The 20333-nt window shown below is 42.4% G+C and carries 14 protein-coding genes; 10 read left to right on the top strand and 4 right to left on the bottom strand.

The window, feature by feature from the left end:
* Positions 1-34 precede the first annotated feature (34 nt).
* Together trpB and GKD17_RS15465 are read right to left on the bottom strand one after the other, a co-directional pair.
* Positions 35-1234: a tryptophan synthase subunit beta gene (gene trpB, locus GKD17_RS15470; protein WP_007832148.1), complete on the bottom strand. Its 1200-nt coding sequence runs from the start codon at positions 1232-1234 to the stop codon at positions 35-37.
* A gap of 257 nt (positions 1235-1491) precedes the next feature.
* A complete protein-coding gene (locus tag GKD17_RS15465; protein ID WP_007832151.1) occupies positions 1492-1752 on the bottom strand; it encodes a YtxH domain-containing protein in 261 nt (86 codons plus the stop codon).
* 93 nt (positions 1753-1845) lie between these two features.
* Between GKD17_RS15465 and GKD17_RS23375 the strand changes: the two genes are divergently transcribed.
* The 4 genes from GKD17_RS23375 (at position 1846) to GKD17_RS15450 (ending at position 5742) form a co-directional block, all read left to right on the top strand.
* A complete protein-coding gene (locus tag GKD17_RS23375) occupies positions 1846-1980 on the top strand; it encodes a hypothetical protein (RefSeq protein WP_255323745.1) in 135 nt (44 codons plus the stop codon).
* A 247-nt stretch (positions 1981-2227) separates the two neighbouring features.
* A complete protein-coding gene (locus GKD17_RS15460) occupies positions 2228-2794 on the top strand; it encodes an HdeD family acid-resistance protein (RefSeq protein ID WP_007832154.1) in 567 nt (188 codons plus the stop codon).
* Positions 2795-2804: 10 nt separating this feature from the next.
* On the top strand, positions 2805-3203 hold the full coding sequence (locus GKD17_RS15455; RefSeq protein ID WP_007832155.1) for a DUF4891 domain-containing protein: 399 nt from the start codon (positions 2805-2807) through the stop codon (positions 3201-3203).
* Between the two features lie 88 nt (positions 3204-3291).
* A complete protein-coding gene (locus GKD17_RS15450; protein WP_007832156.1) occupies positions 3292-5742 on the top strand; it encodes a S9 family peptidase in 2451 nt (816 codons plus the stop codon).
* A gap of 135 nt (positions 5743-5877) precedes the next feature.
* Here GKD17_RS15450 and GKD17_RS15445 read toward each other — a convergent pair whose 3' ends face one another.
* On the bottom strand, positions 5878-6723 hold the full coding sequence (locus GKD17_RS15445) for a helix-turn-helix domain-containing protein (protein ID WP_007832158.1): 846 nt from the start codon (positions 6721-6723) through the stop codon (positions 5878-5880).
* A gap of 164 nt (positions 6724-6887) precedes the next feature.
* On the opposite strand from GKD17_RS15445, the gene GKD17_RS15440 reads away from it, so the two are divergent.
* From GKD17_RS15440 to xylE, 6 genes are all read left to right on the top strand, one after another.
* Positions 6888-7943: an efflux RND transporter periplasmic adaptor subunit gene (locus GKD17_RS15440; protein WP_008653642.1), complete on the top strand. Its 1056-nt coding sequence runs from the start codon at positions 6888-6890 to the stop codon at positions 7941-7943.
* Positions 7944-7961: 18 nt separating this feature from the next.
* Positions 7962-11009: an efflux RND transporter permease subunit gene (locus GKD17_RS15435; protein WP_007832160.1), complete on the top strand. Its 3048-nt coding sequence runs from the start codon at positions 7962-7964 to the stop codon at positions 11007-11009.
* On the top strand, positions 11009-12301 hold the full coding sequence (locus tag GKD17_RS15430) for a TolC family protein (protein ID WP_007832161.1): 1293 nt from the start codon (positions 11009-11011) through the stop codon (positions 12299-12301). The genes GKD17_RS15435 and GKD17_RS15430 overlap by 1 nt, the downstream gene beginning before the upstream one ends.
* 146 nt (positions 12302-12447) lie before the next feature.
* Positions 12448-13635, top strand: a complete 1188-nt coding sequence (locus tag GKD17_RS15425; protein ID WP_007832162.1) for a BamA/TamA family outer membrane protein — start codon at positions 12448-12450, stop codon at positions 13633-13635.
* Positions 13622-15328 (top strand): phosphoethanolamine transferase, encoded by a 1707-nt coding sequence (locus tag GKD17_RS15420; protein ID WP_007832169.1) that lies wholly within the window; start codon positions 13622-13624, stop codon positions 15326-15328. Before GKD17_RS15425 ends, GKD17_RS15420 begins: the two co-directional genes overlap by 14 nt.
* Positions 15329-15378: 50 nt before the next feature.
* Positions 15379-16824 carry a D-xylose transporter XylE gene (gene xylE, locus GKD17_RS15415; protein WP_080549488.1) on the top strand — a complete coding sequence of 482 codons (1446 nt, stop codon included), beginning with the start codon at positions 15379-15381 and terminating at the stop codon, positions 16822-16824.
* 221 nt (positions 16825-17045) lie between these two features.
* On the opposite strand, the gene GKD17_RS15410 is transcribed toward xylE, so the two are convergent.
* Complete coding sequence (locus GKD17_RS15410; RefSeq protein ID WP_007832172.1) at positions 17046-20306, bottom strand: S41 family peptidase; 3261 nt, start codon at positions 20304-20306, stop codon at positions 17046-17048.
* Between the last annotated feature and the right edge of the window lie 27 nt (positions 20307-20333).

The following is a 20333-nucleotide window of genomic DNA, read 5'->3' as shown; positions in this document are numbered from 1 at the left end:
GTATAAGATTTTTACTCTCGTGGGTTTCTATGTGTTATTGCAGGGAGGCCCTTGTGCTGGATTCTTTCAAGTAGGTTTCAATATCCTTATCTCCGCGTCCTGATACGGTGAGAACCACTATATCCGTTGGCTTGAATCTCATTTTGTCCAGTGCTCCCAATGCATGAGCCGATTCCAATGCAGGAATAATACCTTCCAGCCGGGTCAGTTCAAATGCGGCACGGATGGCTTCATCATCGTTTATGGCGAGTACCAAAGCGCGTTGCTGTTTGGCTAGATTGGCATGCATGGGGCCTATGCCCGGATAATCCAGACCGGCAGAGATGGAGTAAGGTTCCTCTATTTGTCCGTCCTCGTTTTGGATAACCAAGGTCTTTGCTCCGTGGATAATTCCCATTTTCCCCAGTTGGATGGTAGCGGCCGAGAAACCGGTGTCTATGCCTTTGCCTCCTGCTTCGGCCAGGACAATCTGCACACGTTCATCATCTATATAGTGATAAATGGTTCCTGCCGCATTGCTTCCTCCTCCTACACAAGCCATCAAGTAATCGGGATATTCCCTTCCTTCCTGTTCTTTCAGCTGCTTTTTGATTTCTTCGCTGATAACGGATTGCAGACGTGCCACCATATCAGGGTAGGGATGAGGGCCTACGGTAGAGCCGATGACATAGTAAGTATCTGCAGGGTGGCAACACCAATCGCGGATGGCTTCGTTTGTAGCATCTTTCAGTGTCATGTTGCCGGAAGTGACCGGGCGGACTTCGGCTCCCAGCATTTTCATCTTTTCTACATTGATATGCTGGCGTTCTACATCGGTCTTGCCCATGTAAACAATGCATTGCATGTTCATCAAAGCGCATACCGTGGCGGTGGCCACACCATGCTGTCCAGCTCCGGTTTCTGCAATGATACGTTTTTTCCCCATACGTTTTGCCAGTAACACCTGGCCGATGGCATTGTTGATTTTGTGTGCTCCGGTGTGGTTCAAATCTTCACGTTTCAGGTAGATTTTACAGCCGTATTGTTCGCTTAGCCGGTTTGCCAGGTATAGAGGTGAAGGGCGTCCCACATAGTCGTGTAGTAACTGGTGGAATTCTTTTTTGAATCCTTCACTTTCCAATACTTTGGAATAGGCATTTTTTAACTCTTCCACACAGCGATGAAGGATTTCGGGAATATAGGCCCCGCCAAATTCGCCATAATAACCTTCTTTGTTTACCTGATAAGTTTTCATTGTCGTTCTATATTAAATTTTGATTGTTAATTGCACTAACGAAAAAAGGCCTGTCGTAAGTACGACAGGCCTTCAGTTTGAATATCCTTATTAGAATGTCAGGTATATATACATGGTCTGGTTCCCTTACGACTTGTTTAGTTGTAAGAAACGCCACCAATATGTATTTACCATGATTCTATTCATAAAATCTGTTTTTATTTTGGGGCAAATGTAAGCGTTTTGTTTTAAACTCCAAAGAAAAACTTACTTTTTTTTTATTTATTTGCAGCCTCGTGTATTTTCCCTTTCACTTCTTCCACTTTCTCACCTACTTTTCCGGCTACTTCACTGCTTACTTGTTCTGCTTTATGTTTTGCATGATGAGCCAGGTCTTTTGCATCTTCTTGTAAGTCCTGAATGGCATCATACACGTCTCTTCTCAATTTGCGGCCTCTGTTGCTGTGCGCAAAACAACTTAATGCACTGCCGACCAGCGCTCCTAGTGCCAGTCCGGCAAAGAATTTTCCATTATTCATAATCTTATTACTTTAAATTGGTTTTATGAATGAACATTTCGGGTGGCGGAATGGTTTTAATACATCAGTTAATAAATCATTAAAATGAAGTGTATGAAACGTAAACTTTGGATAAGGATAGGTGCCGTGTTGTTGGCAGGATTGCTGTTATGGTGGCTCTTTTGGGCTATTTTGATCGATGAGGACGAGAATGAACAAAGTCTGCCTGAAACAGAACAGATAGAGTGATTTGCCATATGATAAAAGGATGATCTTCAGGCATGGGTACGAAAGAACATATTGGAATAGTCGGTAGAATATTCTGTTTGCTAAAGTCTATAGAACAATAGAATGTAGTTCTAAGCTTATGACAGGAAAATCTGTTCCGGCTTTCTTCTTTTGTTCTTCTGTCTGAAAAATTAATATCCATTTTGCATCTGTCTTCTCAGAAATAATCAGTATATTCGCTTCATTAACCAATTAGACATGATTGAATATGAAAACAATGAATTATTCTATAATCAGATGTATCTGTGCATTGGTCATCGGTGTGTTGCTGGTGGCATGGCCTGAAGCTGCCATTCTTTATCTGGTTATTACAATCGGTGTCCTGTTTCTAGTACCGGGACTCTTTTCTGTATTTGGGTATTTGATTCGTGGCAAGCAGGATGGCAGCAGTTTCCCTATTGCCGGGCTTGGTAGCCTTTTGTTCGGATTATGGTTGATGATTATGCCGGCATTTTTTGTCGGTATTCTGATGTATGTGCTGGGTGCTGTTTTGGTACTGGCGGGAATCAGTCAGATTGTGAATTTGTCTGCTGCGCGTAGTTGGACGGTGGTACCGGGAGGTTTCTTTGTGATACCTGTGTTGGTGCTGATTGCAGGTATTGTGGTATTATTTAATCCATTTACGGCGGCGGCTGTTCCATTCATCATTCTGGGAGTGAGCAGCATTGTATACGGACTGTCCGATTTGATAAACATCATCCGCTTCCGTCAGAAGAAAGAACCGGGTATGCCTGAAATAGAGGATATTACTCCTATAGAAGAGATAAAAGACTAATCCGATTGATATGAAAATACGAGGGGGCTATATTTTATATCTTTTGATTTTATGTGCGGTTGTAGGTTGTAAGGGAACTTCTTCACCTTCCACCGCATCCGAAACGGATAAGTATGCTGGGACATGTGAGGGGGAAAAAGCGAAAGCTATTTTGTGGGTGGATTATAAAAGAGGACGTAAGATAGCGGACGGGACTCCGATAAGAACGGTAAAAGTCTATGCGGATGTTCATGCCGATGGAAGTTTGAAAGTGCTTTCTTGGTGTAAAAAGCAGCCGATGAAGGTAGAAAATTACTTATTGAAAAGGGTGGCAGTTTACCGGATCAGGAAAGAAATGTTCGAAGGGGGGTATCTGAAACCGGGAGAACAGTATTTGCAGTTGCGCTATCTGCCGGGAGAGGTGAAATAATATGTTGTAGGAAGCATTGAAATTCGTAGAAAAAGGTTTTTGTTTCTTTTATATTTCGTATCTTTGTGTAACACAAATTGTTAGAAATATGAAGAAACAAATCTTATTGTCTTGTGCATTTGCCTGGGCTGTGATGGCAGGTGCTGAAACGATTGACATTACTACTTTCCGTTATGCCGGCCCCTACGTTGTACAGGCCCCTTTTCAGGTGGACAGCGTGGATGTGAATTCAAAGACTTTTGTATCCGGACGTTTGTTAGATACTCATCTTTCTGTGGACGTACTGCAGCAGGGAACTTTATTTACAGGCGGAGTTTTGCCGGGAAGTGACTCGGGATATGCCTTGCACATGGTGGGCTTTGTGTTGGAGAATACTCGTTATGCTACGGCCAAGTTGAAGATTGACGGTCTGAAAAAATACCAACTTTATGTAGATGGGAAAAAGCAGGAAGGGACTGAACTCGCTTTGGAGCCGGCCACCCATTCTGTAGTTGTTAAATATCTTTCTGAAACAGGGAAAACAGATTCCTTGAAAGTGAGTGTGGATACGGATCAAGAGGGAAGTATTTCACTTAAGCAAGATAACAAAAAGCTATATACTTTGGCGGATGTGTTGCATGGAACTCGTTTTGCCGGAGTCGGACTTTCTCCTGATGGCAGATATCTGATTACTAATTATCGTACGACTTGTGTAGGTGGCCGGTCGGCCGGCAGTACGCGTATTACTGAACTTGCCAGCGGTAAGGTTTTGGCGGAGCGTACTGAGAATATGCAATGGATGCCTCGTTCTAACCGTTATTATTATACCCGTACAGGAGTGGATGGCAGGCAGCTGATAGTTGTGGATCCACTTACCGGAGTGGAGGCCGTGCTGGTGAATAAATTACCTGACGGGTATTTCCAGTTCGCACCTACGGAAGACTACCTGCTTTTCACCATGACCCAGGAAGGACCGAAAGAACGTAAAGAAATTTATGAGGTACTGGAGCCGGATGACCGCCAGCCGGGATGGCGTAACCGTTCTTATCTGGCTAAATATGATTTGAAGACCGGTTTGTTGCAGCCACTGACTTTCGGTTATCACAATGTCTGGGCTGCCGATATTTCCAATGACGGCCGGTATCTTTTGATGATGACCAGTCAGAGCCGTCTGACCAAGCGTCCTACTACTTTATTCTCACTATATCGGTTGGATATGCAGACTTTACAGGCGGAACTGCTGATAGATAAAGATGGTTTTATCAGTGGAGCCCGTTTTTCACCTGACGGAACGCAGGTATTGGTATCCGGCTCGCCTGAATCGCTGGGTGGAATAGGGAAAAATGTAAAGGAGGGGCAGACTCCGAGTATGACGGACGGTCAGCTTTATTTGCTGAATATAGCTGATAAGAGGGTCACTCCGCTGACGAAAGATTTTAATCCCAGCGTACAGCGTGCCGTGTGGAATAAGGCCGACGGGCAAATATATTTCACGGCCGAGAACCGTGACTGTTACAGTTTGTACCGGATGAATCCCGCTGATGGGAAAATTCTGCAACTGGAGGTTGCAGAAGATTTGGTCAATTCATTCTCATTGGCGCAAAATGCTCCGGTTATGGCCTATTATGGACAAAGCGCCTCAAATTCCGACCGTTTGTACACCATGAATACCAAAAAGATGAAATCATCTTTGTTGGAAGACTTAAGTAAGGACATCTTGAAAGATGTGGAGCTGGGCGAATGCAAGGCTTGGAGTTTTACCAATTCGCGTGGTGATACCATTTACGGCCGTTATTACCTGCCGCCTCATTTTGACGCTAACCGGAAATATCCTATGATTGTGAATTATTATGGTGGGTGCAGTCCGGTCAGCCGTAATTTTGAAAGCCGTTATCCGCATCATGCATACGCGGCATTGGGCTATGTGGTGTATGTGATAGAACCTAGCGGTGCTACCGGTTTCGGACAGGAATTCTCTGCCCGCCACGTCAATACAGCCGGGGAAGGGGTGGCACAGGATATTATAGAAGGTACAAAGCTGTTTTGTAAAGAACATGCTTTTGTCAATGACAAGAAAATAGGCTGTATAGGTGCGTCCTATGGCGGCTTTATGACACAATACCTGCAAACACAGACCGATATTTTTGCAGCGGCCATCTCTCATGCCGGTATCAGTGACCATACCAGTTATTGGGGGGAAGGATATTGGGGATATTCGTATAGTGAAGTTTCCATGGCGGATAGTTATCCGTGGAGCAATCCTGATCTTTTTGTAAAACAAAGCCCGTTGTTCAATGCGGACAAGATACATACGCCTTTGCTGTTCCTGCATGGTGATGCGGATGTGAATGTACCGGTGGGAGAGAGTATTCAGATGTTTACAGCACTGAAATTGCTGGGACGCGAAACAGCTTTTGTGGCGGTAACGGGGCAAGATCATCATATTGTAGACTATGGCAAGAGGATCCAGTGGCAGAATACAATCTTTGCCTGGTTTGCCAAATGGTTGCAGGACGATGCGACTTGGTGGAACGCTATTTATAAGCCGAAAAACTTATAACTTTTATGGTGTAAGAGACTTTGGACATGTGTTTTTACATTGTTAGTATGTATAAGCTTATACGTTAGTATATGTAGGCTTATACGTACTGACGTATGACCTTACACGTACTAACGTGGGCTGAGTCTGTTTTCACTATCCGTTTTCCCTATACTGTTTCGGTGACATTCCTGTATATCTTTTAAAATATTTCCCAAAGAATGAGATATCTGGGAAATTAAGTGAATAGGCTATCTCCTGAATAGTAAGATCGGTGGATTTTAGTTTGGCTTCCGCATCTGTTATCACTAGTTTGGCGATGATATCTGTAACAGTTTTTCCCGTAATCTTATTGACAGTAGTGCTGAGGTGCTGAGGGGATATATGAAGCAGATCGGCATAAAAAGCTACACTCCGTTCTTTCGTATAATGTTTGATGATATATTGGACCAGACGTTTTACAATTTCTTCTCCACGATTGAAAGTACGTGTGGTTACATTGGTGTTCTGATGAATGCTGCCTACACCATGCAATATAGTGAGCAGCATGGTGCTGATTAAGTCTTTATTGGGCTTGGCTCCCATACGTTTCATTTTTATCAGCAACATAAAATAGTCTTGAAACAACTCGGTTATTTCGGGACGCAGAGGAATAATGGGCGTGTCAATCAGGGCTGAAAGATAGTTCATGGTGGAATTGAAGAGGTTTATTCCATTCAGCAACTCTTTGTTGAACCCTATCAGGTACAGACGGCAGTCGGGACTTTGCCGGTGGACATGTACAAAGGTTTCTGGCAAAATAGTGACAATGTCGTTCTTTTGTATCTTGTGTTCAGACAGATGGATCGTTATGTCACATTCACCTCGCAGGCACAGAAGGAACAAGCATCCTTCCATTCGTTGCGGGTAGTGGTAAATACGGCCTAATGATCCTGTCATGTCAATTTCTGCAACGAAATCCTTATTTGATTTAAATAGGTTAATGTCATCTATATACTTCATAAAAATAAAGAAGATTTTGATTATGCACCACAAATATAGGACAGTTAAAGCAGATAACAAAGAAAATGCTTAAAAATAGACTAATATATCTTACTGTTAGCACTTGTACGCCTTTAATAATTATGAGAACTTTGCAGCGGAAACTAATAGTGAAGATTAACAGTATGAAAGGTAAAAATTTGTCTATCATGGCAATGATTGCAGCAGTGTTCTGTTCTTGCGGACAGCAACCTGCACAAGAACGCGGTCCCCGTCCCGTGAAATTGGCGGAAGTGACCTCGTTAAGCAGGATCGAAAAATCGTATTCAGGTGTTGTGTCGCCTGATCAGTTCAGTGACTTGGCCTTTAAAATGTCCGGTCCGCTGGTAGCAATGAATGTACTCGAAGGACAGCGGGTAAAGAAAGGACAGGTAGTGGCCGAAATTGATCCGACAGATTACAAATTGGATTATGACGCTAAGAGGGCTTCATTTCAAAAGGCGGCATCACAGATGCAACGCGCGGAGAAACTATTGGCTAAGAACGCCATTTCCATGCAAGAATTTGAAACGACCCAAGCTTCGTATACCAATGCCAAATCGGCATTTGAAGATGCGCAAAACACATTGAATGACACAAAGCTACGCGCTCCATTTGATGGTTTCATCCAAAAAAAATACGTTGAAAACTATCAGCGTGTACAACCAGGACAAGGAGTAGTGTGTTTGATTAATCCGGCTAAATTGCAAGTGGAGTTCACTATCCCCGAAACGAATATTTCTTATGTAACTTCTCCTTCTACTATTTACGTAGAGTTTGATGCCTATAAAGGAAAATTATTTCAAGCAAAAGTAAAGGAGTATGTAGAGGCTTCTCCCGATGGGGCAGGAGTTCCTGTATTCCTTTACATTGATGATCCGGAATTTGATTTGAAAAAATACAAGGTATCGGTGGGGTTCTCATGTCGTGTTATTGTCAATATTGAGAATGATGTGGTAAAAGAAGGGATTACAGTACCTTTGTCGGCTGTAGTGTTTGACAATACATTGAATAGTAAAAAAGTATTTGTTTATAATCCATCCACACAGAAAGTGGAACAACGCAAAGTCAACGATAAGGGTACTATTGTTGGACGTAATGACTTGATTGTTACCGGAGATGTGAAAGCGGGTGAACAGGTCGTTTCTGCCGGAGCCTCTTATCTTGTGGATGGCCAGCAAGTAAAAATATTAACAGAATAAAAAAGGAGAAAGCATATCATGAATATTCCAAAATATTCTTTGGAGAACCGGAAGGTTATCTATTTCTTTTTGGCTATTTTGCTGATAGGTGGAGTAATCTCCTTCTTCAAGCTGCCTAAGAAAGAAGATGCGCCTTTTGTGATAAAGACTGCGGTATTGGTTACCCAGTATCCGGGAGCGAACCCACATGAAGTGGAGAAACTGATTACGGAACCGATTGAACGTGAAATTCAGTCCATGACAGATGTATATCAGATTAAATCGGAATCTTATTTCGGACTGTCCAAGATTTCTATTGAACTTCAGCCTACGATTGATCCGGATTATATGCCTGTGAAATGGGATGAATTACGTCGTAAAGTGGCGAATATACAACCCAAATTGCCCAGTGGGGCGTCTACCATTACAGTGAATGATGACTTTGGTGATGTGTATGGCATTTATTATGCTTTGACCGCTGATGAGGGATTCTCGTATACTGATTTGCGTGACTGGGCCCAGCGTATCCGTACCCAGTTGACTCCGATTGAGGGAGTGCAGAAAGTGATGTTGTATGGGGAACAGACAGAAGTGATCAATGTCAAGATATCCACCTCCAAACTTTCGGCACTGGGCATTGATCCCACTTCAATTATGGGCATCTTGCAGAAGCAGAATATACAGGTGAATACGGGAGATATAGCGACTGAAATTTATCAGTTGCGCTTGCGTACGGAAGGAACTTATACCAGTCTGGAAGATATAGAAAATCAGTTGATTATCAGTAAGGACGGACGGGAAGTCCGTTTGGGGGATATTGCAACAGTGGAGCGTGGATACTATGATCCGCCTTCAACCTTGATGCGGGTCAATGGTAAACGTGCTATTGGTATAGGTGTGGCCAGTGGAGCAAAGGATAATGTGGTAGCTGTGGGTAAAGCAGTGGACGAAAGGTTGGCGGAAATAGAGCAATTGTTGCCTATCGGTATTGAACTTGCCTCCCTTTATCCTGAGGATAAGATTGCCGATGAGGCGAATAATGGCTTTATCCTGAATTTGATAGAATCATTGGTTATTGTTATCCTGATTATCTTTGTGGTGATGGGATCGCGTGCCGGTATGCTGATAGGTAGTTCGTTACTTTTCTCAGTAGGTGGTACTTTGCTTATTATGTTGATGTGGGGAGTAGGATTGAACCGTACTTCTTTGGCGGCATTTATTATCGCCATGGGTATGCTGGTGGATAATGCCATTGTGGTGACAGATAATGCGCAAATAGGTATCAAGCGCGGAAAATCACGTTATCAGTCATTGATAGAGGGGGCCATCAAGCCGCAGTGGGCATTGCTGGGCGCTACTTTTATTGCTATCTGCTCTTTCTTGCCTTTGTATCTGGCACCGGCATCCGTGGCTGAGATTGTGAAACCGCTATTTGTTGTATTGGCTGTGTCACTGGGATTGAGTTGGATTCTGGCTTTGTGCCAGACTACGACTTTTGGTAATTTTATTTTGAAAGAAGCTGTTCCCGGCGGTGCAATGAAAGATCCGTATGATACTAAACTCTATCATAAATTCGAGAAGTTTCTGACCTTGCTGATTAAACGCCGTTTTGTGACATTGACCACCGTCTTTGTGACTTTGGTGCTTTCTTTGGTTATTATGGCTGTTATGCCTCAGAGTTTTTTTCCGAAAATGAATAAGCCTTATTTTCGTGCTGATCTGGTATTCCCTGAGGGATTCAGTATTCATGCGGTAGATCAGGATGTGATGAAGGTGGAGGGTTATTTGAAGAATCATGAGAAAGTTAAATCATATTCGGTGACATTGGGTGGTACTCCGTTGCGTTACTATTTGGCAAGTTCTTCTTTTGGACCGAAGTCTAACTATGCTAATGTGATGGTGGAAACTAAAGACCCCGAAGATGCAGCCGAAGTAGAACAGCAGTTTTATGAGCACATGACCCAGAACTTTCCCAATATCATTACCCGTTCGGCACTTTTTGCTTTGTCTCCGGTGCCTGAAGCTGCTATTGAGATCGGTTTTATCGGTGAGAATCCCGATACATTGACCGCATTGGTTGAAAGGGCGAAGAAAATAGCCCGCCAGTGTGATATGGTGACGGATATCCGTTCCAATTGGGGAGATAAGGTGCCTGTGTGGAAACCGATGTTCTCTCAACAGAAAGGTTTACGCTTGGGAATTACCCGTCAGCAGGTTGCTAATTCATTCCGTACGGCTACCAATGGTTTGCCTTTGGGAGAATATCGTGAGGGGGATGTTTCCTTGCCTATTCTGTTGAAAGATGAGGATGTGGAAAAAATGAACTTGAATGATGTGAAAAGTGTGCCTGTATTCAGTACGAAAGGAAATTCCGTGAAAGTGGAACAGGTGATCGATAATTTTGCTTTGGGTTATGATTATAATGTAGTCCGCCGCTTTAACCGCGAGCGTTGTATGATGATGCAATGTGAACCTAAACGTGGAGCCAATACGATGGCTGCGTTTAAACAGGTGCTCACTGCCGTACAAGAGCAGATGCGGTTGCCCGAAGGGTATAAAATGAAATATTTCGGCGAGCAGGAAACACAGGATGTGAGTAACGCTGCATTGGCGAAGAATATTCCGCTGACCTTCCTGTTGATTTATGTGGTTCTGCTGTTTCTTTTCCCCAGCAACTACCGCAAGCCGGTATTGATTATGCTTATGTTGCCGCTGGTGTTTATTGGTGTGGTATGGGGATTGCTTTTGTTTGGTAAGTCATTGGACTTCTTTGCCATCCTCGGTCTGTTGGGATTGATTGGTATGAATATCAAGAACGCCATTGTGCTGGTCGATGAAATCGGACTTCAGTTGAAGGATGGAAAGGGTGCTGTGCCTGCCGTGGTCGAGGCTACCAAGACGCGTATCGTTCCGGTGACCATGGCTTCCGGAACTACTATTCTGGGTATGCTTCCATTGTTGGGCGATGCCATGTTTGCAGGTATGGCGGCTACCATTATGGGTGGTTTGTTCGTATCAACGGTACTGACCATTTTTGTTCTTCCGGTAACTTATTGTATTTTCTTTAAAATCAGAGCAGACAGATAATGAAAACTAAGATGATCTATATTATAAGTATGGCTTGTATGACCGGTACACTTTCGGCTCAGACTGTCGTGGATTATTCTACTTTTGAACAAAAGGTACTGGATTATAGCCAAACCTTAAAACAGAGTGTGGCGCAACGTACAGCTATGCAGAAGGCTATGAAAGCGGCAAAAACCGCTTTCTTTCCGGCTGTTGATGCAACGGGAAGCTATCAGTATCGTATTAACAAATACGAGATGGATTTTGGCGGAATGGCTGTTCCTATGGAGCACGATTCATACAGTGCCGAAGTAGGGGTATCACAACCTATTTATGCCGGTGGCAGTATCTATCACAATTATAAGGCTTCCCAAATACAAACTCAGATGGCGGATAAGTCGGTGGATTTGACAACGGATAATATTATCTATGCCGCTGAAGCCAGTTATTGGGGAACAGCCGCACAAAAAGAAATGTATGAAACGATGTGCCAGTATGTACAGATTATTGAGCAGTTGACCAAAGTGCTGCAAGATAAGTACGATGATGGCTATATCAGCAAGACGGATCTCATTCAGATGCAGACTCGTTTGAAAGAGGCTGAATTGCAACGTTCCAGCAGCTATCAGTCTTATCAGGTCGCCTTGCAGAATATGAATGTACTGATGGGATTGGAACCGCTGGCTGAAATGGATTTGACGGATTCTATTTCTACCATATTGCCTATGCCTGCCTTTGTTGGAGCGGAAACAGCCTTGAATGTGCGTCCCGATTATGCTATCTCCCAATTGGATGTGGATTATCAGAAAAGACAGGTAAGTCTGGCTGCCGCCAAGTACAACCCTTCTCTTTCTATCGGTTTTAAAGAGACATGGGGAACACAGATGTTGAACATTTCGGGCGAAACTATGTTTAATAGTAATGTGTATGCCTCTATTAAATTGCCGATTTTCCATTGGGGAGCCCGCTTTAAATCGACGGCTGCACAGAAGGCTATTTTATTGGGCAAGCAGTATGCATTGCAAGATAAGCAAGACCAAATAAGCAAAGAAGTGGCGAAGGCGTGGACTAGTCTGACAGAGAATACCCGTCAGATAAGTATTGCCGAGGAGAACTGCAAACTGGCAGAAGAGAATTTGGATTTGAACACTTTTAGTTATACTGAAGGTAAGTTGACTATTTTGGATGTGCTTTCTGCACAGCTGACATGGATACAGGCATATACAAACCTTATCCAATCTTATTATGAGCAGAAGATTGCGTTGGCTGATTACAGAAAAGCGACCGGTATAAGGTATTTAGGACAGAAATAGGTAAATTCAGACCAGATTCTTATTATAAAAAAAGTCACAATAAAGCAGGTTTGGCTATCTTTGTATCCCAATCTGCTTTATTTGTTTTTATCAGTTTATGTTTACTGTAAAGCTTGTTTTAACAGTGGAAAAAATAACAGGTTACAATGAAGAAAATATCATTTTTGATCGTAATCTTTATATGTATGGCAGATGTGGCTTTGGCAGTCACGCAAGAGGGCGGTCTGTTTTATTTGCCTGAAGATACGACAATGCAACACAAAGACAGCACAGTACAGAAAAGGACTTTTTTCAAAAGATTTCTGAACTATTTTAATGATGCTAATAAAGATAAGAATCATAAGAAATTTGATTTTAGTATTATTGGCGGACCACATTACAGTACGGATACCAAACTGGGGCTTGGACTGGTGGCAGCGGGGCTTTATCGTGCTGATAGAAGTGACATGCTTCTTCCCCCGTCCAATGTATCTTTATTTGGAGATGTTTCCACTGTTGGCTTCTATATGTTGGGGATACGCGGAACTCATATCTTTCCGCAGGACAAATACCGGCTGGATTATACTCTTTATTTTTATTCCTTTCCTTCCAAGTTTTGGGGAATAGGGTACGATATGGGTAATGTAGATGCCAATGAATCTGATTTAGATCGCTGGCAAGCACAAATTAAAGCTAGTTTTTTGTTTCGGATAGCGGATAATTTATATATAGGTCCTATGGCATCTTATGATTATGTGCATGGTAAGAATATGGAACGCCCCGGATTACTGGAGGGAATGAACCTTACTGCTGCTAATTATGGAGTGGGCCTTTCTTTGGCATATGATTCGCGCGATGTGTTGACTAATCCCCATAAGGGATATTATTTGAATATTACCCAATGTTTCCGTCCTAAGTTTTTGGGAAACGATTATGCATTCAGTACTACGGATTTGCGTACCAGTTATTATCATCCTGTATGGGAAGGAGGATTGTTGGCAGGAGAATTACGCGGTACTTTTAATTTCGGTAATCCGTCGTGGGCTATGATGGCGCTGTTGGGAAATTCGTATTCCATGCGTGGTTATTACGAAGGGCGCTATCGTGACAAGCATAAAATAGAGGGGCAGGTGGAATTGCGTCAGCATGTATGGAAACGTAATGGTGTTGTAGTTTGGATAGGGGCCGGAACTGTATTCAATAAGTTCAGTGCTTTGCGCATGGACAGAGTGTTGCCTAATTATGGAATAGGTTATCGTTGGGAGTTTAAAAAGAATGTAAATGTTCGTCTGGACTATGGATTTGGAAAAAATGGACAGTCTGGTTTTATTTTTAATATAAATGAAGCATTTTAGAGAATTTATTCAGTGGTGTTGTGAGCCACAACGATTGTTCGTTCTGTTCATCGTTGTCTTGGCCATTCCCAATGTGGCATTGTTTTTTACAGAACAACAAATGACACTTTTGGCACGTATTTGTAATGTCATTCTGCCGGTATCGGTTTATTGGTTGATTATGACATTGGGGCGTAAACCTGGAAAGACTATTTGGATCTTATTTCCGTTTGTTTTCTTTGCGGCATTCCAATTGGTATTGCTATACCTGTTCGGGCGTTCTATCATTGCAGTAGATATGTTCCTGAATCTGACAACTACTAATTCCGGGGAGGTGATGGAACTGTTGGATAATTTACTGCCGGCTGTAATTGGTGTTTTTGTTGTTTACATTCCTGCTTTGGTCTTGGGAGGTTTCTCATGGGCCCGAGGTAATCAGTTGGAATATTCTTTTATTCGTTCTCAGCGTAAGTATGCCTTGGCAGGCATTGTTGCAGGAGTGTTATTGACTGTTATCTGCTATGCGACGCAACGTGATTATCAAGTAAAGATTGAAATGTATCCGGCTAATGTATGTTATAATTTAGTATTGGCTGCAGAACGTGCGGGCGAAACTGCCGGATATGCGGAAACTTCAAGGGATTTTACTTTTAATGCCAGTGCCGCACATGATAAAGACAGCCGGGAAGTTTATGTCTTGGTGATAGGGGAAACGGCCCGTGCCTGTAATTTCGGACTTTATGGTTATGAAAGGAATACCACTCCATTACTTGATAAAATGGAGGGGTTGGTAACTTTCACGGATGTGCTTACCCAGTCTAATACTACTCATAAAAGTGTGCCTATGTTGCTTTCGGCAGCTTCGGCTGAGGATTATGACTGTCTTTATAGACAGAAAGGAATCATTACCGCTTTCAAGGAGGCAGGATTTCATACAGCCTTTTTTTCGAACCAGCTTCCTAACCATTCTTTTATTGATTTTTTGGGGATGGAGGCAGATGATTGGAAGTTTATCAAGAAAGACACTCCGAAAGGAGCCAATATTTCGGATGACGAACTATTGTTTCTAGTAGAAGAGGAGCTAAAGGCAGGTCATCAAAAATTATTTATCGTGCTGCATGCCTATGGATCACATTTTAATTATAAAGAACGTTATCCCGAATCCATGTCTGTCTTTAAACCGGATAATCTGACAGACGCCAAATATGAGAATAAGGAGTATTTGATGAATGCATACGATAACACTATCCGTTATACAGATGGTTTTCTGGCTTCTTTGATCACTTTATTGCAGAAAATGAACTCTTTTTCGGCTATGCTTTATACTTCGGATCATGGAGAGGATATTTTTGATGATAATCGAAAATTATTTTTACATGCATCCCCGGTCCCGTCTTATTATCAACTGCATGTACCATTTTTAATTTGGTTGTCCAAAGCATATAGAGAAGAGAATGTGGAAGTACATGAAGCTATATTGCAGAACCGTGAAAAACCGGTAGCAGGAAATGCTTCTGTGTTTCATACCATGCTGAATTTGGCAGGGATACAGACACCTTATAGGGCAGATAGCCTATCGGTAGCAAATAGACAATATCTCATTCGTCCGCGTTATTATCTTAATGATCATAATCTTCCTAAGTCATTGGATAAGATAGGATTAAAAAAGGAAGACATAGAACAGTTCAGACGAAATAATCTTGTTTATCCTTGATGTGAAAAAGATTTAAAATGGTTGGAGAATTATAATAGAATTACGTATTAATGATTAATTTCGCACAGCTTTGTTATTGTATTTATTACGAAAACTATTATAATTCTTTTATTATGAAAAACAAGAAAAACAATTTCTATCTGATGGGAGTGGTGTTTATAGCCATTCTCGGCGGTTTACTTTTCGGTTATGATACAGCTGTTATTTCGGGAGCGGAGCAGGCTCTGCAAAAACATTTGGGATTAGATGCTTTCTGGCATGGCGTGACTGCTTCCAGTGCATTGATAGGTTGTGTCATTGGTAGTGCTTTTTCCGGTTATTTTGCTTCGGGGTTAGGACGTCGTAATTCGTTGCGTCTGGCTGCTTTATTGTTCTTTCTGTCTGCTTTAGGCTCTTATTATCCCGAATTTTTATTTTTCTCTAAAGGAGATACTTCGTTTGCATTGATCCTTGCTTTTAACTTTTATCGTATCATCGGGGGGATCGGTGTAGGACTTGCCTCTGCTGTTTGTCCGATGTACATTGCCGAAATTGCTCCTTCCGAAATTCGTGGTAAATTGGTTTCTTGTAATCAGTTTGCTATTATTTTTGGCATGTTGGTAGTCTATTTTGTGAATTATATGATTAAAGATGGTATGCCGGATGAAGTGCTTGTTTCCGATGGTTGGAGATATATGTTTGGTTCAGAAGCGGTTCCGGCTGCATTATTTGGCATTTTATTGTTTTTGGTTCCTGAAACTCCGCGCTATTTGGCTATGACCCATCAGGATGATAAAGCGTTTTCTGTACTTGAAAAAGTAAATGGAACAGATAAGGCTAAAACTATTTTGTCTGAAATAAAGGCTGTGACTTCCGAGAAAACAGAGAAACTGCTTACATACGGGTTGACAGTTATTGTAGTCGGTATCTTGCTTTCTGTATTTCAGCAAGCTATCGGTATTAATGCTGTGCTTTATTATGCACCGCGTATTTTTGAGAAAATCGGTGGCGGTGGTGATGGTATGATGCAGACTGTGGTAATGGGGGTAGTTAATATTCTCTTTACATTGGTTGCTATCTTTACCGTAGAGAAGATGGGACGTAAACCCTTGTTGATTGTTGGTTCTATTGGTATGGCTGTAGGTGCATTCTGTGTTGCATTTTGTGATGAGTTTCAGGTGGGAGGTATTCTTCCTGTTCTTTCCATCATTGTTTATGCTGCATTTTTTATGATGTCATGGGGACCTATCTGCTGGGTGTTGATTGCAGAGATATTTCCGAATACTATCCGCGGCAAGGCAGTGGCTATCGCTGTAGCTTTCCAGTGGATATTCAATTATCTGGTCTCTTCCACTTTTCCTGCCATGTATGAATTCAGTCCGGTGTTTGCCTATGGGCTTTATGGCGTGATTTGTGTGCTTGCAGCTCTGTTTGTATGGAAGATGGTTCCTGAAACAAAAGGAAAGACTTTGGAAGATATGACTCGTCTTTGGAAAAAAGGAGCGAAGGAGGCTTGAGAATCTTTCTTCTGATCAAGAACTATTTCATATTGTTTCCTTTTGATAATATCGTCCGACGGATATAAAGCGTATGTCTTATATTCATCGGATGATCGCTTTATAAAGGTTGGATGAGCCATCTTTGTCTTGGACGGATGTGAATAGAGCAAGAAAAAAGACAGGCATGCGAAAATATTTTCGCATCTGTCTTTTTTCTTTTTTATCAGGATGGGATTGTTTTATTTCTTTTCCCCTATTGTTTTCAGCATTTCTTGTACGGCTGCTTCCAACTGCTGGTCTTCACCTGCCAATGCCTTTTCTGGAGTATTATAAACTTCAATGTCTGGAGAAAGTTGGTGATTTTCTGCATATTGTCCACGCATATCCATGCAACCCACCTGAGGAATACCGAACACAATGCTCGGATCGATTTGGTTTTCCCACCATACGGCAGTCATTGTGCCCGGAACCGGTGCGCCAATCAGTTTGCCTATCTTTAATTCCTTGTAAACCCATGGGAAGCCATGTGCGTTACTGTAATTGTCCTCGCATACCAATACGCAGGATGGCTTGAGCCATTTATTGAATGGGTCGCTGCCTATGTATTGTCCGCGTGGAACGAAACGCTGATATTCCTTGCCGCTTAATAAAGTGGCCAAGTCATCATGTAGCCAGCCGCCTCCATTGTGGCGTGTGTCTACAATAATAGCTTCTTTGTTGCGGCAGCGTCCCAATACTTCACTATATACTTCGCGGAAACTTTGACTGTCCATACCTTTTACGTGTACATAGCCTATGCGGCCTTCGGATAATTTATCGACTATATTGCGGCAACGTTCTACCCAACGTTTATACAGCAAGTTACTTTGTTCGCCCGTGCTGATAGCTTTGATGGTGATATCAAAACGTTTGCCGGTAGCCGGATTATATATGGCCAGTAACACTTTTCTTCCGGCTTTGCCTTCCAGTAGCGGGAAGTAGTCTTGTCCTTTTACGATAGGTTTGCCGTCAATTTTCTCGATGATGCAACCAGGAGTAACATCCGTTTTTTTCACGGCAAATGGACCTTTTGCTAATATTTCTTTAATTTTTAGCCCGTCACCATCATAAGTTTCGTCATAGAATGCTCCTAGGGTCGCTGTGGATAGTGTAGGACCGTTTGAGTAGTAACGTGCTCCGGTGTGTGAACCGTTTAACTCACCCAGCATTTCACTTAGCATTTCCTGAAAATCATAATTGTTATTGATGTATGGAAGAAAGCGTGCGTATGCTTCGTGATAGCCTTTCCAATCTACTCCGTGCAGATCTTTTACGTAGAATTTATCTTCTACTTGTTGCCATACATGATCGAAAATATATTCGCGTTCACCATAGGGTTGGTAGTCGAAGAAAGCTTCGAATTCTACAGGTTTGGTTTCACCACTGCTGACAGTAACTTTCTTGATACCACCTTGGCTGCAAAGGAACAGATTCTCGCCTTTCTTATCAGGAAGCAGGGCTCCGCCACCGACTTTTTTCATGACGATTTTAGTCTTGTTTTCTTTAAGATCGTGTTCCCATAAATCATATCCGCTTTCGAAGGCTGCTTGATAATATAGTTTGTCACCCTTCGGAGTTAATACAGCATCTCCCAATCGTGAAGAATTTACAGTTAGACGAATTACACGGTCACGGCTGTTTTCAAGGTCGAAAACCAGTGGTTTTACTTCCTTCTTGTCATCTTCTTTCTTGGAGTCTTTCTTTTTATCTTTTTTATTATCAGCCTTCTTTTTCTCTTCACTCTTCTCTTTGTCTTTCTTTTCTGATTCCTCCAGCAAAGCAAGTTCTTCCTTGCTCATTCTGAAACGGTCGTATGCGTCCAAGTCGAAGAACATGATGTAGATATCCGCTTCAGCGCCCCAGCTTCCGTGGCTGCGGAATCCTGCGCGGTCACTTTCCCAAATCATGGCTTTTCCATCCAATACCCATTTGGCATTGCCGTCACTGTATCCACTTTCGGTCAGATTATGAATTTCTCCGTTGCCAGATGCGTTGACCAGTGCAACATCCTTGTTATTCCATCCGCCAATACCTATGTAGTTGGTAAGAATCCATTTGCTGTCCGGACTCCATTGATACCATTGGTCACCGTCGCTGTATGAATATTCATAGTTGCCATCCATGACGGTTCGTACAGCTTTTGATTTCAGATTCAGAACACGGATGGTAGTACGGTTTTCAAGAAAGGCTACTTCTTTGCCGTCAGGACTGTATTGAGGTTGGAATGAAGTGATATCCGAATTGGTCAGTCTTTCCTCTTTGATATCGGTTGCGTAAGCGAACTGTTTTTCTTCCTTTTTAGCTAGACTGGTTTGATAAATCTGCCATAATCCGTTTCTTTCGGAAGCGTAAACAATACTTCTTCCGTCCGGAGAAAAGTGAATATCGCGTTCCTGTTGCGGAGTATTGGTGATTTGTTTGGTGGTGCTGTATTCTGTTGATGTGACATATACATCTCCGCGTAGTACAAAAGCAATTTCTTTTGCATCGGGTGAAAGGGATATTTCTGTTGCTCCGCTACGCTTAATCTGGCGGATGAGATCTTTGTCGTTCTTGTCGGTGACAATGGAAATCTGAACTTTTTGCGGAATGGCACCTTCTTTTACCGTGTAGATTTCGCCATCATATCCATAGCATAATGTTCCATTGGAGGCGGCACTCAGGAAGCGTACCGGATGTTTGGTATGGTTGGTGATTTGTTTGGATGTATTACCGTCAATATCACGTTTGAAAATATTAAATGAGCCTTTTTCCTCACTTAAATAATAGAATGATTTATCATCTGAAGCCCAAACGGGAGTGCGGTCCTCACCATTGAAAGTAGTTTGTTTGCGAAAGGTACGGTTTCCATTCAGAGAACACAGCCAAATATCGCGGGTAATGGATGAAGTGTGATGTTTACGCCAAGGATCTTCATATCCTTTTTTGTCATGGTAGAGCAAAGTATTACCTGTGTGATTGATACTGATATCTTCCATCGGCATGGAAGAGAAGAGGGCAGGGCGTCCTCCTTCGGTATTAACTTCATATACTTGTTGGAATTGTCCGGAGGGGAATTGTGCGTCTTCTACAGTTGGCATTATATTGGCTAGAAACAGAATGTGTCCGGCGTCTTTATAAGCCACCGGTGTTTCATTACCCGAATGGGTGGTTAATCTTTTGGGGATACCCCCTTCCTTGTTTACCTCAAAAATATCCATACTTCCCATGCGGTCTGATGCGAAAGCAATTTTTTTTCCGTCAGGACTCCAGATAGGTTTGGTGTCGTGGGCAGGGTTGGTTGTAATCTGACTGGCCCTGCCGCCTGTAGAGGGTACTGTGTAGATGTCACCTTTATAGGTGAATGCGATGGTGGTTCCATCCGGAGAAATGGCACAATAACGCATCCATAATGGATTGTCCTGTGCATACGTGGAAATTGACAACAAAATTGCTGCCACACCTAGTAGCTGTCTTTTCATGTGGATAAAATGTTGTGGTTAATACTA

It is taken from the genome of Phocaeicola dorei (genome assembly GCF_013009555.1).
Taxonomy (GTDB): Bacteria; Bacteroidota; Bacteroidia; order Bacteroidales; family Bacteroidaceae; genus Phocaeicola; species Phocaeicola dorei.
The sequence above is the reverse complement of the archived record's forward strand: the minus strand, read 5'-3'. Positions and strand labels throughout refer to the sequence as shown.